Here is a 17,456-nt window from a genome sequence, read left to right as displayed (position 1 = left end):
TTCACTTGCGACCGGCGAGCCGGCTACCTGGCGCTCCTAGCTTGTGGAATCAGCCGGTCACTGCCGGTCCCCCGGGCGACCACCGGGGCGCCAAGTCAGACGTGAAGGGAAACCCCTCAGGTGAAGCTCCAGCGGCACGGCGCGCTTGCCTGCCTCGCTCTTACCGCGACGCTCGCTCTCAGTGCATGCGGCTCGGACAACAACGAGCCGGCGACCGGTGCCAGCGCCTCCGGCTCGGCCGCCGCGGTCGACTGCGCCACCGGCACGGTCAACGCCCAGGGCTCCTCAGCCCAGAAGAACGCCATGGCCGAGTGGATCAAGGCGTACCAGCAGAAGTGCTCCGGCTCGACCATCAACTACGAGCCCAGCGGCTCCGGCGCGGGCATCCAGGCCTTCATCGCCGGCACCGCCGACTTCGCCGGCTCCGACTCCGCGCTCAAGCCGGAGGAGCAGCCGCAGGCCGACGCCAAGTGCGTGGGCGGCAAGGCCATCCACCTGCCGATGGTGATCGGCCCGGTGGCCGTGGCCTACAACGTGAGCGGCGTGGACAACCTCCAGCTCAAGCCCGCCACCCTGGCGAAGATCTTCGCCGGCAAGGTGACCAAGTGGGACGACCCGGCCATCAAGGCCGACAACCCGGGCGCCACCCTGCCGTCGACGACGATCCAGACGGTGCACCGGTCGGACGAGTCGGGCACCACCGACAACTTCACCAACTTCCTGAGCAAGACCGCCGAGGCCGACTGGACGTTCGGCAAGGCCAAGGCGTGGAAGGCCCCGGGCGGCACCGGCTCCAAGGGCTCGGACGGCGTGGCCAGCTCCGTGAAGGGCGCGGACGGCTCCATCGGCTACATGGAGTGGTCGTTCGCCGAGAACGCCGGCCTCAAGATGGCCAAGATCGGTAACGGCAACGGCGAGTTCGCCGAGCTGACCGCCGAGAACGCCGGCAAGACCATCGCCGGGGCCAAGATCGAGGGCCAGGGCGACGACCTCAAGCTGTCGATCGACTACAACACCAAGGAGGCCGGGGCCTACCCGATCGTCCTGGCGACCTACGAGATCGTCTGCAGCAAGGGCCTCGCCGCCGACAAGCTGCCGCTGGTCAAGGGCCTGCTCAGCTACGCCGCCAGCACCGAGGGCCAGGCCTCTCTGACCGAGCTGGGCTACGCCCCGCTGCCGGAGTCGGTCCGCACCAAGGTCGAGGCCGCCGTCCAGAACATCTCCTGACCTGACACACCACCTCCGCAACCGAATCGAGCGAGCAGATGGGTGAAACCCCCCACCGCTCGGCCGACGCCGGCACCGGCGGGACCCGCGTGACCCAGAGTCACGAGTGGCCCGCCGGTGCCTCGGCGCGTGTGGCCGAGGCACCAGTGAGCACCCGTACCCCGGGCGGCAGCGGGCTGGGCGGCGGCGGCGCCCTGCCCCGGGCCCGCAAGTTCGGCGCCGAGCGGGCCTTCCGCGGCCTCTCGATGGCCGCCGGCGCCGCCGTGCTGGTCATCATCGCGGCCATCGCGATCTTCCTGATCGCGAAGGCGGTGCCGGCGCTGCGCGCCGACACCGAGAACTTCTGGACCTACGAGGGCTGGTCACCCAACGAGACCGAGCCGAAGTTCGGCATCGGCACGCTCGCGTTCGGCACCGTGCTGAGCTCCGCGCTGGCCCTGCTGATCGCGGTGCCGGTGGCGCTGGGCATCGCGCTCTACCTCTCGCACTACGCGCCACGCCGGGTCGGCACCGCACTCGGCTTCCTCATCGACCTGCTCGCCGCCGTGCCGAGCGTGGTCTTCGGCCTCTGGGGCCGGGACGTCTTCATCAACCCGGTCCGGGACTTCTCGGTCTGGCTCAACACGTACTTCGGCTGGCTGCCGATCTTCGGCGGCGACGGGCCCTTCGGACGGTCGATCCTGCTCGGCGCCCTCGTCCTCGCGATCATGGTGCTGCCGATCATCACCTCGCTGTCCCGCGAGGTGTTCCTCCAGACGCCCACCGCGAACGAGGAGGCGGCCCTCGCCCTGGGCGCCACCCGCTGGGAGATGATCCGCACGGCCGTCCTGCCGTACGGGCGGCCCGGCATCATCGCCGCCGTGATGCTCGGCCTGGGCCGCGCGCTCGGCGAGACCATCGCCCTCGCGATGACCCTCGGCATCACGTTCGGCATCTCGTTCAACCTGATCCAGAACGGCGGCAACACCATCGCCGCGAACATCGCCAACGCGTTCGGCGAGGCCAACGAGACCGGGCGGGGCGCGCTGATCGCCTCCGGCCTGGTGCTGTTCGCCATCACGCTGATCGTCAACATCACCGCCCGGGCGATCATCTACCGCCGGCGGGAGTTCACGGAGTCGGCCGCATGACCACCACCGTCACCACCCACCGGCCCCGCCCGGCCGCGCAGCCGGACAGCCTGCGGGCCAAGCGACTGCCGCGGTACGCCGCGCCGGCCATCGCGCTGGCCGCCCTGCTGGTCGCCGCCGCCGTCGTGTACGGCACCGGCATCGGCGGCGCGGTGCTCGTCGTGGTGGTCGGGGCGCTGCTCTACCTGGTCGGCCTCTTCGCCGCGGCGAACGCGGTCGAGGGCCGTCGTTCGGCGCGCAACCGCACCTGGAGCGCGCTCATCCACTCGGCGTTCGTCCTCGCCGTCCTGCCGCTCGCGTCGGTCGTCTGGACGCTGCTCAGCAACGGCGTCGACCGGCTCGACGGGAACTTCTTCCTCACCTCGATGAACAACATCGGGGCCCGGGACCCGGAGGGCGGCGCGTACCACGCGATCGTCGGCACGCTGGAGCAGGTCGGCATCGCCACCCTGATCACCGTCCCGCTCGGCGTCCTCTGCGCCATCTACGTGGTCGAGTACGGCCGGGGTCGCTTCGCCTTCGCGATCCGCTTCTTCGTGGACGTCATGACGGGCATCCCGTCGATCGTCGCCGGCCTCTTCGTGCTGGCCTTCTGGGTGCTGATCGTGTCGCCCTGGTTCAACGACGGCCGGCCGAGCTTCTCCGGTTTCGCCGCCGCGCTCGCCCTGAGCGTGCTCATGCTCCCCACCGTGGTCCGCTCGACGGAGGAGATGCTCCGCCTCGTCCCGGCGCCGCTGCGGGAGGGGGCGTACGCCCTCGGCGTGCCCAAGTGGAAGACCATCCTGCGGGTCGTGCTGCCGACGGCGTTGCCGGGCATCGTGACCGGCGTCATGCTCGCCATCGCCCGCGCGGCCGGCGAGACGGCGCCGGTGCTGCTCGTCGCCGGCGGCGGTGCGGCCATCAACTTCAACGCCTTCGAGAACAACCAGTCGTCGCTGGCCCTCTTCGTCTACCAGCAGGCCGGCGACGCGTCGCGGTACGCCCCCGCCCGGGCGTGGACCGCCGCCCTCACCCTGGTCGCCCTCGTCCTGGTCCTGACGATCGCGGCGAAGCTGCTGGCCCGCCGTAACCGCCTCGGCCGATGAACCCCGGAGGTACCACCACCATGGCCAAGCGCATCGAAGCCTCGAACGTCACCGCCTACTACGGCGCCTTCAAGGCGATCGAGAACATCAACCTCACCGTCGAGCCGAAGACCGTCACCGCCCTCATCGGCCCGTCCGGCTGCGGCAAGTCCACGTTCCTCCGCTCGATCAACCGGATGCACGAGGTGCTCCCGGGCGCGCGGGTCGAGGGCAGCCTCACCATCGACGACCAGGACATCTACGACCGCGACGTGGACGTCACGGCCGTCCGGCGCATGATCGGCATGGTGTTCCAGCGGCCCAACCCGTTCCCGACGATGAGCATCTACGAGAACGTCGTGGCCGGGCTGCGCCTCAACGGCGTACGGAAGAAGTCCATCCTCGACGAGGCGGCCGAGAAGGCGCTGCGCTCGGCGAACCTCTGGGACGAGGTGAAGGACCGGCTCGGCAAGCCGGGCGCGGGCCTCTCCGGCGGTCAGCAGCAGCGGCTCTGCATCGCCCGGACGATCGCCGTCGAGCCGCAGGTGGTGCTCATGGACGAGCCCTGCTCGGCGCTCGACCCGATCTCCACGCTGGCCATCGAGGACCTGATCTTCCAGCTGAAGGACAAGTTCACGATCATCATCGTGACGCACAACATGCAGCAGGCCGCCCGGGTCTCGGACCGGACGGCGTTCTTCTCGATCGACAAGACCGGTGAGCCCGGCCGGCTCATCGAGTACGACAGCACGCAGAAGATCTTCAGCAACCCGAGCCAGAAGAAGACCGAGGACTACATCACGGGCCGCTTCGGCTGAGCCGTTCCGGGGCGCCGGTCGTGTCGACCGGCGCCCCTCGTGGCGCCCGGGCGCCCCGTCCGGGCGGAAGCCCCGCGAGCGGGATCAGCCCAGCGTGGCGAAGAAGCCGCGCAGGTCGTCGACCAGCAGGTCGGGCGCCTCGTGGGCGGCGAAGTGGCCGCCCCGGTCGTACGTGTGCCAGGAGACGATGTTCTTGTGGTCCCGCTCGGCCAGCGTGCGGATCGACTGGAAGTCCCACGCGAAGTTCGCGAGGCCCAGCGGCACCGTGGTCGGCTCCAACGGCGTGGTGCCACGACCGTTGACCTTCTGCGTCGGCGGCACCACCTCGGCGTCCTCGAAGTAGTAGCGGGCCGATGAGGCCGCGGTGTTGGTCAGCCAGTAGATCGTCGCGTTGACCAGGACGTAGTCGGGATCGAGCTGCTCCCCCATCAGCTGGGCCAGCCACCCCAGCAGGCCGGCCGGCGAGTCGGCCAGCGCGTGCGCGACGTTCTGCGGCTCGGTCGAGTGCAGCCGGTCGTAGCCGCCGCGCCGCTGCACGAACCACTCGGCGAAGGCCACCTTGCCCCGCTCCTCCTCCGTGAGCGCGGCCAGCTCGTCGGGGTCGCCGGACGGCAGCGAGAAGATCTGGCTGACGTGCACGCCGAGCACGTGCTCCGGGTCGGCGCGGCCCACCTCCGGGCTGACGAACGCGCCGAGGTCGTTGCCGGCCGCGCCGTAGCGCTCGTACCCGAGGCGGCGCATCAGCTCGGCCCAGGCCCGGGCGACGCGGAACCTGTTCCAGCCCCGCTCCCGGGTGGGACCGGAGAAGCCGAAGCCGGGGACCGACGGGATGACCAGGTGGAACGCGTGCGCCGGGTCGCCGCCGTGGGCCCGCGGGTCGGTGAGCGGCCCGATCACGTCCAGCCACTCGACGACCGTCGTCGGCCAGCCGTGCGTGAGGATCAGCGGGGTGGCGCCCGGTTCGGGCGAGCGGACGTGCAGGAAGTGCACGGTCTGCCCGTCGATCTCGGTGGTGAACTGTGGGTACGCGTTGAGCTTCGCCTCCCACGCGCGCCAGTCGTACGTCGTCCGCCACCGCTCGACGAGGCGCTTCACGTAGCCGACCGGGACGCCGTACTCCCAGCCCGGCGGAACCGGACCGGCCGGGGTGGCGGCGGGGTCGGCGGGCAGTTCCTCGGCCCAGCGGGTGCGGGCCAGCCGGTCGGCGAGGTCGTCGAGGTCGGCCTGGGGGACGTCGATGCGGAACGGAACGATCGCGGTGTTGTCAGCCATGCCATCACCGTAGAGATCAATTAGGAACAGTCCGTTCCTAATGCACTGGCAGAATTCCAGGAATGTTGGAGACCTCGGCGCGACTGCTGCGCCTGCTGTCGCTGTTGCAGACCCCGCGCGAGTGGACCGGCACCGAGCTGGCCGAGCGGCTGTCGGTGAGCACCCGGACCGTCCGCAACGACGTGGAGCGGCTGCGCAGCCTGGGCTACCCGGTGCACGGGACCCGTGGCGCGGTCGGCGGGTACCGACTCGGGGCGGGCGCCGCGCTGCCCCCGCTGCTGCTCGACGACGAGGAGGCCGTCGCGGTGGCCGTCGGGCTACGCACCGCCGCCGGTGGAAGCGTCGCCGGCATCGAGGAGACCTCCCTGCGCGCGCTCGCGAAGCTGGAACAGGTCCTCCCCCACCGGCTGCGCCGCCGGGTGAACGCGCTGCACACCCACACCGTGCGGGTGCCCCACGACGCGCCCGGCCCGACGGTGGACGCGGACACGCTCAGCACGATCAGCGCCGCCTGCCGGGACCGGGAGCGGCTGCGCTTCGACTACGTCCGGCACGACGGCACGGCCGACCGGCGGGACGTCGAGCCGTACCGGCTGGTCAACTGGGGGCGGCGCTGGTACCTCGTGGCGTTCGACCCGGGGCGGGACGACTGGCGGACGTTCCGGGCGGACCGGATCACCCCGCGTACGCCCACCGGCCCCCGCTTCCCGGCCCGGGAGCTGCCCGAGGACGTGGTGGACCGGGTCCGGCGCGGGGTCTCCTCGGCGGCGTGGCGGCACCGCGCCCGGGTGCTGGTGCACGCGCCGGCCGAGGTGGTCGCCGAGCGGATCAACCCGGCCGTCGGCACCGTCGAGCCGGTCGACGCGCGGAGCTGCCTCCTGCACACCGGTGCCGACCGGCTGGAGACGGTGGCGGTCTGGCTGGGCCTGCTCGACGCCGACTTCACCGTCCAGGATCCGCCGGAGCTGGCCGACCTCCTGCGCACCCTGGGCACGCGCTACCTGCGCGCAGCCCCCTGACCCCCGCGATCTTGCAGTTTCGGCCCCCGGATCGCGGCTTGTGCCCCGGTTTGCCGGGGCAGAAAGTGCAAGATCGCGCAGGGCCTCCGGGTCAGGGGAGGACGAAGCGTGCCGCGCCGTCCTCGGTGAACTCCAGGGTGGGGGTCACCGGGGTGGCGGCGTCCCGCACGGCGGCGGCGCGGACCACGCCGGACAGGTCACCGGCGGCCGCCACCTCCCCGAGCGTCACGAGCGTCGGCGGCAGCATGGCCAGCTCGCCCGCCTCCGCCCGGGTCACGGCGTCCGCGGGACGCACCCACAGCGTCCGGTCGGCCTCGCCGGACACGTCACGGGTCCGCTGTCCCTCCGGCAGCAGCGCCACGAAGAAGTACGTGTCGAAGCGGCGCGGCTCGAACTCCGGCGTGATCCACCGGCTCCACGGCAGCAGCAGGTCGGACCGGAGGGTCAGCCCCCGCTCGGCGAGGAACTCGGCGAAGCCCGACCGGCGCTGCTCCAGCGCCACCCGGGCGCTCTCCCAGTCGTCGCCGCTCACGTCACCGACGACGCTCGTCGCGTCCGCGCCGGCGAGAAGCACCCCCGCCTCCTCGAAGACCTCGCGGGCGGCGGCGCAGACGACCGCCTGCGCCGCGTCGGGGGCGAGCCCCAGCCGCGTACCCCAGTCGGCCGGCGCCGGGCCGGCCCAGTCCAGGTGGGTCTGCGAGTCCGACCGGTCCACACCGCCGCCGGGGAAGGCGTACATCCCGCCGAAGGTCATCGCCGCGACCCGGCGGATCAGGTACACCTCGAAGTCGGCGCCCGCCGGGCGGAGCAGCAGCACGGTAGCCGCCACCCGGGGCACCGCCGGCACGCCGCCCTCGGCCCGGAACCGCCGGGCGTGCTCCTGGAGGGCCGGCGGGGCCGGGAAGCCGTCGCGGTGGATGGTCATGACGTGAGCCTAGTCCCGGCCCCCGGAACGGATGACCGGTCGCCGGCCGGGCTGGACTAGCGTGGCCGCCATGACTCGTTGGGGGATCCTCGCCACCGGCCACATCGCCGGCCGCTTCGCCGAAGACCTGCGGCTGGTGCCGGGCGCCGAACTGGTCGCGGTCGGTTCGCGCACCGCCGAGAGCGCGAAGCTGTTCGCCGAGCGGCACGACGTGCCGCGGGCGTACGGCTCGTGGGCCGAACTGGCGGCGGACCCGGACGTCGACGTGGTGTACGTGGCCACCCCGCACGCCGCGCACCACGAGGCCGCCATGGTGTGCCTGTCCGCCGGCAAGGCCGTGCTGCTGGAGAAGCCGTTCACCCTCGACCTGGCGACCAGCACCGAGCTGATCGAGACCGCCCGCGCCGCCGGTGTCTTCCTCATGGAGGCCATGTGGATGCGGACCAACCCGCTGATCCTGCGCATGGTCGAGCTGATCGCCGACGGCGCCATCGGGACGGTCACGAGCGTCCAGGCCGACTTCGGCGTCGCCGGGCCGTTCCCGCCCGAGCACCGGATGCGCGCCCGGGTGCTGGGCGGCGGCGCCCTGCTCGACCTCGGCGTCTACCCGGTGAGCCTCGCGCACCTGCTGCTCGGGGTGCCCCGGCACGTCCGGTCCTGGGCCACCATCAGCCCGGAGGGCGTCGACGAGAACACGGGCATCGTCCTCGGCTACGACTCGGGCGCGGTCGCGACGTTGAGCTGCGGCATCGTGGGCGCCACCCCGGTGGTCGCCTCGGTCACCGGCACCGCGGGCCGGATCGACCTGCCCTCGCTGTTCTTCCGGCCCGACTCGCTGACGCTGCACCGGGCGGGCGCCGAGCCGGAGACGATCCCCGCCGACCTCACCGGGGGCGGATACCAGTACGAGGCGATCGAGGTGCAGCGCTGCCTGGCGGAGGGCGCCCTGGAGAGCCCGCTCGTGCCGCACTCCGCGACTCTCGAGGTGATGGCCCTGCTCGACACGATCCGCGGTCAGATCGGCGTCGACTACGTCTGAGAGGGGCCCCGGTGGCACGCGTGCCACCGGGGCCCCTGTCGACGTGGCTCAGCCGAAGAGCGGGCGGACCACCAGGTAGGTGAGGCAGGCGATCAGCGCCGCCGCGGGGAACGTGACGACCCACGCGACCACGATGTTGCCGGCGACGTTCCAGCGCACCGCGGAGAGGCGTTTCGTCGCGCCCACGCCCATGATCGCCGAGGTGATCGTGTGCGTGGTGGAGATGGGGGCGTGCAGCACCAGGGCGTTGAAGTAGAGCACCGAGCTGGCGACCGTCTCGGCCGCGAAGCCCTCCGGCGGGCCCAGGTCGATGATCTTGCGGCCGAGGGTGCGGATGATCCGCCAGCCACCGGCGTACGTGCCGAGCGCCAGCATGGTGGCGGACGTCCAGAAGACCCAGCCGGGGATGTGCGTCTTGCTCTCCTGGAAGCCGCCCGTGTAGAGGGCGAGCACCACGATGCCCATGGTCTTGGCGGCGTCCTGCATGCCGTGGCCGACGGACATGGCCGCCGCCGACGCGGTCTGCGCCCAGCGGAAGCCGCGGTTCAGCTTGCCCGGCTGGCCCCTCCGGAACAGCCAGAGCAGCGCGAGCATCAGCACGTAGCCCAGCGTGAGGCCGACGATCGGCGAGAGCACCATCGGGAGGATGACCTTCTCGACGATGTTCATCCACTGGACCACGCCACCGACCGCGAGCAGGGTGGCGCCGACCAGGCCGCCGAAGAGCGCGTGCGACGAGGACGACGGCAGGCCGAAGTACCAGGTGATCAGGTTCCAGGCGATGGCACCGAGCACGCCGGCGAAGACCACGCCCAGACTGCCCACGCCGGTGGGGAGTGTGACGAGACCGTCCCCGACCGTCTTCGCCACGCCGGCGCCGAAGTGGGCGCCGACGAAGTTGCCGACCGCGGCCAGCAGGAGAGCGACCCGGGGTGTCAGGGCGCGGGTGGAGACGCTGGTCGCGATCGCGTTGGCGGCGTCATGGAAGCCGTTGGTGTAGTCGAACGCCAGGGCGACCGCGATCACCGCCAGCACGGCGATGAGTTCGGGTGTCACAGGATCAGGACTCCTTGACCGCGATGGTCTCGACCGTGTTGGCCACGTGCTCGAAGGCGTCGCAGGCGGCCTCCAGCTCGTCGGCGACCTCCTTCATCTTCAGCACGGTGAGCGCGTCGTACTCACCGGAGAAGAGGCGGACCAGCAGCATCCGGTACGCCTGGTCGCCGTCGTTCTCGAGCCGGTTGCACTCGATCCAGTAGTCCTCGAGATCCTTCATCGACTTGAGCCGCGGCATCGCCTCGGCGGTCAGCTTCGCCTGCTGGTCGAGCACGTTGACCAGCTCGTGCATCTCCCGCGGCAGGGAGGGCAGCTTGGTCAGGCCGTACAGGTAGAGAAGGTTCCCCACCGCCTCGAGGTGGTCCATCACGTCGTCGAGCAACGAGCCGAGCCGGTAGATGTCCTCCCGGTCGAAGGGCGTGATGAAGGTGGAGTTGATCTTCTTGTACAGCTCGTGGGTGATCTGGTCGCTGTCGTGCTCCACCTCGGTGAGCCGTTCGCTGACCGACTGCACCTCGACCCCGGGCAACGCCAGCTCGTTGAGCAGCTCGGTGCCCCGGACCAGGTTCTGCGCGGCCCTGGTGAAGAGCTCGTAGAAGGCACCCTCGGTGGGGCGGAAGGAAAACTTCACTGCACGGACCTCGTCGTGTCGGTGGAAGGGTGGCGGACGCCGCCGGGACGCCTGCCCTGGGAATGCTAGGGAACGGCAGAGGCGGGAAATTCCCGGCCCACCCCTGGCCAGGCCGCATTCATCGGTCGTTCACCTGCCGTTCACCTCGGGCGTCTCTCCTGTCCCCCACTGCCCCGGAACGAAGCCGCTCCCGCTCCCGCGCCACGTCGAAACCGGCGGCCGGATACCCGAGGGCGAGAGTGTCGAACGTCTCGCGCAGCAGATGCGCCACCGCCCAGTCCCGGTACCACTTCCGGTCGGCCGGCACCACGAACCAGGGCGCGGCGTCCGTGCCGCACCGGCCCAGCGCCTCGGCGTACGCGGCCTGGTAGTCGTCCCAACGCGACCGCGCGTCGACGTCGGCGGGGTTGTACTTCCAGTGCTTGCGCGGGTCGTCCAGCCGTTCGAGCAGCCGCTCACCCTGCTCCGCGTACGAGATGTGCAGCATCACCTTCACGAGCGTCACCCCCGCCCCGGCGAGTTCCCGCTCGAAGGCGTTGATCTCGTCGTACCGGGCCCGCCAGGCGGCCTCCGGCACCAGGCCCTCGACCCGCGCCACCAGCACGTCCTCGTAGTGGGAGCGGTTGAAGATCCCGACGTAGCCCGGTGGCGGGAGGGCCCGGCGGATCCGCCACAGGAAGTCGTGCCGCAACTCCTCGGCCGTCGGGGGACCGAACGAGCGGATGTGCAGGCCGAGCGGGTTCATGGCGCCGGCCACCCGCTTGATCGTGCCGTCCTTGCCGCCGCAGTCCATCGCCTGGAGCACGAGCAGCAGCCGCCGCACGGGCCCGTGCGCCGCCCCGCTGGCGGCCAGGGTGCCGGAGCCGTCCACGGGCCCGGGAAGGCCCTCGGCGGCCTTCGCCGTCGCGTAGAGCATCTCCTGCTGCCGGCCCAGTTCGGCACCGATCAGCCGGACCTGGTCCCGCGCCCAGGCCTTGCGGTGCTCACCGGTCACGTCCGCGCCCGGCAGACCCGGCGTGGACCGCGGGTCGATCGCGCCGAGGTCGACCGGCGCCGCCACCCGCAGCAGCTCCCGCAGCCGCCCAGTGGGCGGCACGATCTCCGTCGGCCGAGGTGCGCTCACCCCCGGATCATCGCCCAGCGGTGGCGCGTCCGCTCGCCGAGCGGGCGCGACCGTCCGACGGTCCGCCACGGCTCGGCGCGGCCGCGACGACCGGGCCTCGGTGCCGGATGACCAGGGTCGCCGCCTGGAGCGTGGCGCAGGTCACACCCGCTACCGGTCACATCGTGCGCCGCGAGCGTGTCCAGTGGGCGGGAGGATGTCCGCCGGACGCCGGGCCGGTGCCCGGGTCGGGAGCCGGTGGCCACGCCCGGCGGGAGGAGCACGTGGTGCGGGATCTGGCGACGGAGTTCGAGGCCGAACGGGGACGGCTGCTGCTCGCGGCCCACCGGATGCTCGGCAGCCGCAGCGACGCCGAGGACGCCGTGCAGGAGACCTGGTTGCGGTACGCGAGCGCCCTCGCCGACCCGGCCGCCCGCGCCGAGATCCGCGATCTGCGCGGCTGGCTGACCACCACCTGCGCGCGCATCTGCCTCGACGTGCTCCGGTCCGCCCGGGTGCGCCGCGAGGCGTACGTCGGCCAGTGGCTGCCCGAACCGATCGTGACGCCGCTGGACAGCGGCGGTGGCAGCGACGGCTTCGCCCCCGACCCGGCCGAGCGGGCGGTCCGCACCGACCAGGTCGGCACCGCCCTGCTGGTGGTGCTCGACCGGCTCTCGCCGGAACAGCGGGTCGCGTTCGTCCTCCACGACGTGTTCGCCCTGCCGTTCGCCCGCGTCGCCGACGTGCTGGGCACCACCGAGGCGGCCGCCCGGCAGCTCGCCTCCCGCGCCCGCCGCGCCGTGAGCGCGCCGGAGGCTCCCCGGCACACCGCCGATCCGGTCGAGCACCGGCGCGTGGTGGCGGCGTTCGTCGCCGCCGCCGAGTCGGGCGAGCTGGAACGTCTCGTCGCGCTGCTCGCCCCGGACGTCGTCTTCGTCGGCGACAGCAACGGGCACTTCCCGACGGCCCGCCGGCCGGTGGTGGGGGCCGTCGCGGTCGGTCGCTTCACCCTCGGCATCCTCGACCGGGCCGGGCGCCACGGGCACCGCGTGCTGGCCCGGCCGGTGCTGGTCGACGGCGCGCTCGGGTTGCGGGTGGACGCGCGGGACACCGACGGCCGGCCGATGCGGATGGTCACCGCGTTCGCGGTGCACGACGGCCGCATCACCGGCATCTTCAACCAGGCCAATCCGGAGAAGCTCGCGGACCTGCCGCCGCTCGACCCGACGGACGCCTGGCCGCCCCGCCTGTGACGGCCCGCGGGGGTCAGCGGCTCAGACGACCAGGGCCAGCCACTTCCGGTACGAGGTGGCGAAGGGCTCGGTGCCGTCGCCGAGCGCGGCGAAGAGCCAGCGGGCCGCCGCCTCCGCCTCGGCGACCAGCTCGTCCGGGTAGCCGAAGCGGACCCGGTGCTCGGCGAACTCGTCCTCGTCACGCAGCTCCACGGCGCCCGTGGCGCGTCGCCGGACCACGTCGAGATCCAGGTCGTAGAGGTGGACCGTGTCGTCGGACTCCCAGCGGGCCGGGCTCGCGATGTCGCAGTAGACCTCGCTGGTGCGCGGCGGCGGGTTGAACATCCCCGTCCACCAGGCGTGGTGGGGCACGAGGAGCACGAACGGGATCTGCTCCACCGACGGCCGTCCGTGGTAGACCGACGGGGTGCCGGCGGTCACGCCGAGCCAGACGCCGAGGTCGTCCTCCGCGAGACGACGGGCCGGGTAGTCGCGGTGTGCGCTGCCGTCGTACTTGCGGTAGATCACGCGGACCACGTCGCTCGGCATGAGTCGCACCCTAACCGATACCGCCCACTCGGCGTAGTGCCGACGTAACCGTCACGAGTGGGCCGGAACTCGTTCCCGCCACGCGGCGGAGCGGCGGGTCCGGTGTCGCCCGCGACGGGTACGGTCGCACGGTGACCCCGCCCCGCGCCGCCACCGGTTCCACCGCCCCGTCGGCCCGTGACCGGCGGCGTCGGGGCGACCGGCCCAGCGCGGCGGAGCTGCTCGCGGCCGCCGTGTCGGCCGTGCCGGGCGGCGCGGCGCGCCCCGGCCAGCAGCAGATGGCCGCGGCCATCGAGGAGTGCGTGGCCGCCGGTGAGCACCTGCTGGTGCAGGCCGGCACCGGCACCGGGAAGTCGCTGGCCTACCTCGCTCCGGCGCTCACCGTCGACGGTCCGGTCGTGGTCTCCACGGCCACCCTCGCCCTCCAGTCCCAGCTCGTCGACCACGACCTGCCGAGGCTCGCCGACGCCGTCGAGCCGCTGCTCGGCCGCCGGCCCACGTTCGCGGTGCTCAAGGGCCGGCACCACTACCTCTGCCTGGCCCGGCTCGACAACTCGACCGAGGCCGAGCCGGAGGACGCGCTGTTCGACGCTCCCCCGGCCCGCCCGGGCGGCGCCTGGCTCGGCGAGGCCGGCCGGCTCGGCAAGCAGGTCCAGCGGTTGCGGGACTGGGCGATGGAGACGGAGACCGGCGACCGGGACGAACTGGACCCGGGCGTCGACGACCAGGCGTGGCGGCTCGTCTCGATGCCGGCGCGGGAGTGCGTGGGCGCGACCCGCTGCCCGTTCGGCGCCGAGTGCTTCGCCGAGGCGTCCCGCGCCCGTGCCCGCGAGGCGGACATCGTCGTCACCAACCACAGCCTCCTCGCGGTCGACATGCTGGCCGGGCGCCAGATCGTGCCGCCGCACAAGCTGCTCGTCGTCGACGAGGCGCACGAACTGGCCGACCGGGTGTCCTCGGCCGCCCAGGCCGAGCTGGTGCCGGAGCTCATCGACCGGTCCACCCGGCGGGCCCGCCCGCTGCTCAAGCCGGAGGTCGCCGAGGCGCTCACGGCGGCCGGTGACGCGCTCGCCGTGGGCCTGGCCGAGGCGCCGGCGGGGCGCATCACCGCCGGCCTGCCCGCGCCGCTGCGGGAGGCGTGCACCCTGCTGGACGCGGCCACCCGGGGCGCGCTCGACGCGATCGGCGACGTGAAGGCCGACGATCCCGACCCCGTACGCAAGCAGCAGGCCCGGGCCGTCCTGGACGAGCTGTCGACCACGGCGCAGCGGCTGCTGGAGGAGAACGAGCACGACGTCGCGTGGGTGGAGAAGTCCGACAACGGCGGCCGGCGGGCGCTGGTCGTCGCCCCGCTCTCGGTGGCCGGCACCCTCGCCACCCACCTGTACGAGGACCGCACGGTGGTCGCCACGTCGGCCACCCTGACCCTCGGCGGCCGGTTCGACACGGTGGCCCGGGCGCTCGGGCTGGACGCCCCGCCGCCCTCGCCCCCGTCCCCGGCCGCCGCCGCCCTGGCCGCCTCGACCGGCCAGCGCGCGGGCGAGGCCACGGACGCCCGTGCCGGCCGCGCCGCGCGGGGCCGCACGGCCGACGCCGCGGCCACCCCGGCCACCGAGGGCCCGGGCTGGCGTTCGCTGGACGTCGGGTCGCCGTTCGACTACGCCCGTCAGGGCATCCTCTACGTCGCCGCCCACCTGCCCCGGCCCAGCGTGTCCGGGCTGCCCGACGCCGCCGGTGAGGAGCTGTTGGCGCTGGTCGAGGCGCTCGGCGGCCGTACGCTCGGCCTCTTCTCCTCGCGACGGGCCGCCCAGCAGGCGGCGGAGCTGCTCCGCGCGCGCACCGACCTGCCGGTGCTGTTGCAGGGCGAGGAGGCGCTGCCGCTGCTGGTCCGCCGGTTCCGGGAGGAACGGTCGAGCTGCCTGTTCGGCGTCATGTCGCTGTGGCAGGGGGTGGACGTGCCGGGCGACTCGTGCCAGCTCGTGGTGATCGACCGGCTGCCGTTCCCCCGGCCGGACGAGCCGCTGGCCGCGGCCCGGGCGGCGGCGGTGGACGCGAGCGGCGGCTCGGGCTTCGCGGCGGTCAGCGTGCCGATCGCGGCGGTCCGCCTGGCACAGGGTGTCGGGCGGCTCATCCGGGCGACCGGCGACAGGGGCGTCGTCGCCGTCCTCGACTCGCGGCTGGAGACGGCCCGCGGCTACGGGCCGTTCCTGCGCCGCTCGCTGCCGCCGTTCTGGTACACGACCCGCCCGGACGTCGCGCGCGGGGCCCTGAAGCGCCTCGCCGCCGGCTGAGGCGCCGGGACGGCCGTCAGGGGGCCTGGGAGGCGACCACCACGGCGTCCGGTGGGGTCTCCGGCACCGTGCGGGCCGCGAGCCGGCGGACGGCCGTGTTCAGCACGGCGATCAGCGGTACGGCGACGAGCGCGCCCGTGATGCCGGCGAGCACCACCCCGGCGGCGATGCCGATGATGACGGCGAGCGGGTGGATGGCGACGGCCCGGCCCATGATGAGCGGCTGGAGCACGTGCCCCTCCAACTGCTGCACCCCGATCACGGCGCCGAGGATGATCAGGGCGGTGACCGGGCCGCTGTCGACGAGGGCGATCAGGACGGCGACCCCACCGGAGAGCGCCGCCCCGACGATCGGGATGAACGCACCCAGGAAGACCAGCGCCGACAGCGGCAGCGCGAACGGGATGTCGAAGATCACCAGGAAGATGCCGATGCCCACGGCGTCGATGAAGGCGACCAGCACGGTGGCCCGGACGTAGGCCACGAGGGTCGCCCAGGCGGCCCGTCCCGCGTCGTCCACCCGCCAACGGGCGGCCACCGGCAGCAGCCGGACGAGGAAGCGCCAGATCCGATTGCCGTCACGCAGGAAGAAGAACGTGGCGAAGAGCACGAGCAGCGTGCCGGTCAGCACCTCGGCGAGGGTGGCGGCCGTGGTGGTCGCCGCGCTGGTGAAGCGGTCGGTGTTGTCGTTGACCCACTTCTGACCCTCGTCGATGTAGCGGTCCAGCTGGCTGTCGGAGACGTGCAGCGGGCCGGTCTTGAGCCAGTTCTGGATCTGCCGGACGCCCTGCGAGGACTTCTCGCTCAGCTCCGGCACCCCCTTGATGAACTCGTTCACCACGAGGGTCAGCGTGCCGACCACGGCGGCCAGGCCGCCGACGAGCACCACGGCGGTGGCGAGCGACCGGGGGAAGCGGGCCCGCAGCAGCCAGCCCACCGAGGGCGCCAGCAGGGCCGAGAGCAGCAGCGCGATGGCGAGCGGGATGATCACGATGCGGACGGTGCTGACGATCCTCAGCAGCGCCCAGGCCACCAGGCCGATCACGATCAGACGCCACGACCAGGCGGCGGCGATCCGCAGCCCGTGCGGCACCTCGGCGTCGTCCCGGCTGGTGGTGCTGCCCGGTGAGGGGGCCGGAGCCTCCGCGCCGACGACCGTGGCGGTCGGCGGGGCCACGGGACCGGGCGACGTCGGCGACGCCACTCCGCCCTCCTCGTGCTCGCCTTCGGACGCGACCCGCCGGGACCGCACGGACGCCCGTCCCGACTCGTACGCCCGGCGCAGCCGGTCGCGAATCCGCTCGAAGCGGCTCAAGCGCACCTCCTGGCAAGACGGCCGGCCCACGGCGACAGGGCGGACAGCATACGCCGACCCTCCGTCACGATAGGCCGGTTCCGCTACATTGCCCCGGTCACCGACCCGGCAACCACCGGGTTCCGGGCCGGGCGCGACACGGTAGCGTCTGCGGCGTGACCGCCGACAAGAATCTCGACTCCGGCCTGCCGATTCGCCTGCTGCACGACCGGGTGCTGGTGCGGATGGAGGGGAGCGAGGGCGAGCGCCGCTCCAGCGCCGGCATCGTGATCCCGGCGACCGCGGCGGTGGGCAAGCGCCTGGCCTGGGCCACCGCCGTCGGAGTGGGTCCGAACGTCCGCTCCATCGTCTCCGGCGACCGCGTCCTCTTCGACCCCGACGACCGCTCCGAGGTGGAACTGCACGGCCAGGGCTACGTCATGCTCCGCGAGCGCGACGTGCACGCCGTCGCCGCCGAGCGGATCGAGAACAACGCCACGGGTCTCTACCTCTAGCAGGGGCGAAGACGCCGCCGACGTCGTTTGCACCGCTCCCCTCCGGGAAGCCAGGGCGCACCACCGGCCCTGGGGAGGGACGATGCCCGAATGGATCAGGAAGCTGTTGTTCTGGGGCTTCATCGCGTTCCTGATCTACTTCATGGCGTTCCGGCCGGACGGCGCGGCGAACATCTTCAAGGCGATCGGAGCGGGGCTCGTGGCGATGTTCCAGGGTCTCGGTGACTTCCTCACCAGCCTGATGACCTGACGGGCGCCGCCCGCCGACCGCGACGCCCGCGACCGGTCGGTG

Annotated in this window: 17 protein-coding genes; 10 read left to right on the top strand and 7 right to left on the bottom strand. The window is 72.8% G+C overall.

The genetic code is table 11. The annotated features are described in order from the left end of the window. Window positions 1–120 precede the first annotated feature (120 nt). Genes pstS through pstB form a run of 4 tightly spaced genes read left to right on the top strand, consistent with a single transcriptional unit; the run spans window position 121 to window position 4,239 of the window. Entirely contained in the window at window positions 121–1,227 is a 1,107-nt protein-coding gene (gene pstS / locus D7I43_RS17720; protein ID WP_120329634.1) for a phosphate ABC transporter substrate-binding protein PstS, read from the top strand. Between the two features lie 38 nt (window positions 1,228–1,265). After that, complete coding sequence (pstC, locus tag D7I43_RS17715) at window positions 1,266–2,357, top strand: phosphate ABC transporter permease subunit PstC (protein WP_120329633.1); 1,092 nt, start codon at window positions 1,266–1,268, stop codon at window positions 2,355–2,357. After that, window positions 2,354–3,442: a phosphate ABC transporter permease PstA gene (gene pstA / locus D7I43_RS17710; RefSeq protein WP_120329632.1), complete on the top strand. Its 1,089-nt coding sequence runs from the start codon at window positions 2,354–2,356 to the stop codon at window positions 3,440–3,442. Before pstC ends, pstA begins: the two co-directional genes overlap by 4 nt. A gap of 20 nt (window positions 3,443–3,462) precedes the next feature. Then, the gene (pstB, locus tag D7I43_RS17705) at window positions 3,463–4,239 is read left to right on the top strand and encodes a phosphate ABC transporter ATP-binding protein PstB (protein WP_120329631.1); all 777 of its coding nucleotides are present in this window, start codon (window positions 3,463–3,465) and stop codon (window positions 4,237–4,239) included. A gap of 84 nt (window positions 4,240–4,323) precedes the next feature. Here the strand turns inward: pstB and D7I43_RS17700 are convergent, their stop codons facing one another. Next, the gene (locus D7I43_RS17700) at window positions 4,324–5,511 is read right to left on the bottom strand and encodes an epoxide hydrolase family protein (protein ID WP_120329630.1); all 1,188 of its coding nucleotides are present in this window, start codon (window positions 5,509–5,511) and stop codon (window positions 4,324–4,326) included. Window positions 5,512–5,573: 62 nt separating this feature from the next. Between D7I43_RS17700 and D7I43_RS17695 the strand changes: the two genes are divergently transcribed. Next, complete coding sequence (locus D7I43_RS17695; protein WP_120329629.1) at window positions 5,574–6,530, top strand: helix-turn-helix transcriptional regulator; 957 nt, start codon at window positions 5,574–5,576, stop codon at window positions 6,528–6,530. Between the two features lie 91 nt (window positions 6,531–6,621). Here D7I43_RS17695 and D7I43_RS17690 read toward each other — a convergent pair whose 3' ends face one another. Continuing rightward, entirely contained in the window at window positions 6,622–7,455 is an 834-nt protein-coding gene (locus D7I43_RS17690; RefSeq protein WP_120329628.1) for an NUDIX hydrolase, read from the bottom strand. A gap of 70 nt (window positions 7,456–7,525) precedes the next feature. On the opposite strand from D7I43_RS17690, the gene D7I43_RS17685 reads away from it, so the two are divergent. Beyond that, the gene (locus D7I43_RS17685) at window positions 7,526–8,494 is read left to right on the top strand and encodes a Gfo/Idh/MocA family protein (RefSeq protein WP_120329751.1); all 969 of its coding nucleotides are present in this window, start codon (window positions 7,526–7,528) and stop codon (window positions 8,492–8,494) included. A gap of 48 nt (window positions 8,495–8,542) precedes the next feature. Here D7I43_RS17685 and D7I43_RS17680 read toward each other — a convergent pair whose 3' ends face one another. The 3 genes from D7I43_RS17680 to D7I43_RS17670 form a co-directional block, all read right to left on the bottom strand. Continuing rightward, window positions 8,543–9,550 (bottom strand): inorganic phosphate transporter, encoded by a 1,008-nt coding sequence (locus tag D7I43_RS17680; RefSeq protein ID WP_120329627.1) that lies wholly within the window; start codon window positions 9,548–9,550, stop codon window positions 8,543–8,545. A 4-nt stretch (window positions 9,551–9,554) separates the two neighbouring features. Beyond that, a complete protein-coding gene (locus D7I43_RS17675; RefSeq protein WP_076466922.1) occupies window positions 9,555–10,181 on the bottom strand; it encodes a DUF47 domain-containing protein in 627 nt (208 codons plus the stop codon). A 118-nt stretch (window positions 10,182–10,299) separates the two neighbouring features. After that, window positions 10,300–11,304, bottom strand: coding sequence for a PPK2 family polyphosphate kinase (locus D7I43_RS17670; protein ID WP_120329626.1), 1,005 nt, complete (start codon window positions 11,302–11,304; stop codon window positions 10,300–10,302). 266 nt (window positions 11,305–11,570) lie between these two features. On the opposite strand from D7I43_RS17670, the gene sigJ reads away from it, so the two are divergent. Continuing rightward, window positions 11,571–12,536, top strand: coding sequence for an RNA polymerase sigma factor SigJ (gene sigJ / locus D7I43_RS17665; RefSeq protein ID WP_120329750.1), 966 nt, complete (start codon window positions 11,571–11,573; stop codon window positions 12,534–12,536). Window positions 12,537–12,557: 21 nt separating this feature from the next. Here sigJ and D7I43_RS17660 read toward each other — a convergent pair whose 3' ends face one another. Continuing rightward, complete coding sequence (locus tag D7I43_RS17660; RefSeq protein ID WP_120329625.1) at window positions 12,558–13,064, bottom strand: DUF402 domain-containing protein; 507 nt, start codon at window positions 13,062–13,064, stop codon at window positions 12,558–12,560. A gap of 218 nt (window positions 13,065–13,282) precedes the next feature. Here D7I43_RS17660 and D7I43_RS17655 point away from each other — a divergent pair, with 218 nt between their 5' ends. Then, a complete protein-coding gene (locus D7I43_RS17655) occupies window positions 13,283–15,355 on the top strand; it encodes an ATP-dependent DNA helicase (protein ID WP_420870218.1) in 2,073 nt (690 codons plus the stop codon). Window positions 15,356–15,371: 16 nt separating this feature from the next. Here the strand turns inward: D7I43_RS17655 and D7I43_RS17650 are convergent, their stop codons facing one another. Next, on the bottom strand, window positions 15,372–16,670 hold the full coding sequence (locus tag D7I43_RS17650) for an AI-2E family transporter (RefSeq protein WP_192902183.1): 1,299 nt from the start codon (window positions 16,668–16,670) through the stop codon (window positions 15,372–15,374). Between the two features lie 155 nt (window positions 16,671–16,825). Here D7I43_RS17650 and D7I43_RS17645 point away from each other — a divergent pair, with 155 nt between their 5' ends. Further along, window positions 16,826–17,164 carry a GroES family chaperonin gene (locus D7I43_RS17645; protein WP_120329622.1) on the top strand — a complete coding sequence of 113 codons (339 nt, stop codon included), beginning with the start codon at window positions 16,826–16,828 and terminating at the stop codon, window positions 17,162–17,164. Between the two features lie 82 nt (window positions 17,165–17,246). After that, a complete protein-coding gene (locus D7I43_RS33055; RefSeq protein WP_165947321.1) occupies window positions 17,247–17,414 on the top strand; it encodes a hypothetical protein in 168 nt (55 codons plus the stop codon). Window positions 17,415–17,456: the final 42 nt, after the last annotated feature.

The sequence above is a fragment of the Micromonospora globbae genome (assembly GCF_003610785.1).
Classification (GTDB): Bacteria; Actinomycetota; Actinomycetes; order Mycobacteriales; family Micromonosporaceae; genus Micromonospora; species Micromonospora globbae.
Note: the sequence above shows the minus strand (reverse complement) of the source record. Positions and strands in the feature narration are given on the sequence as shown.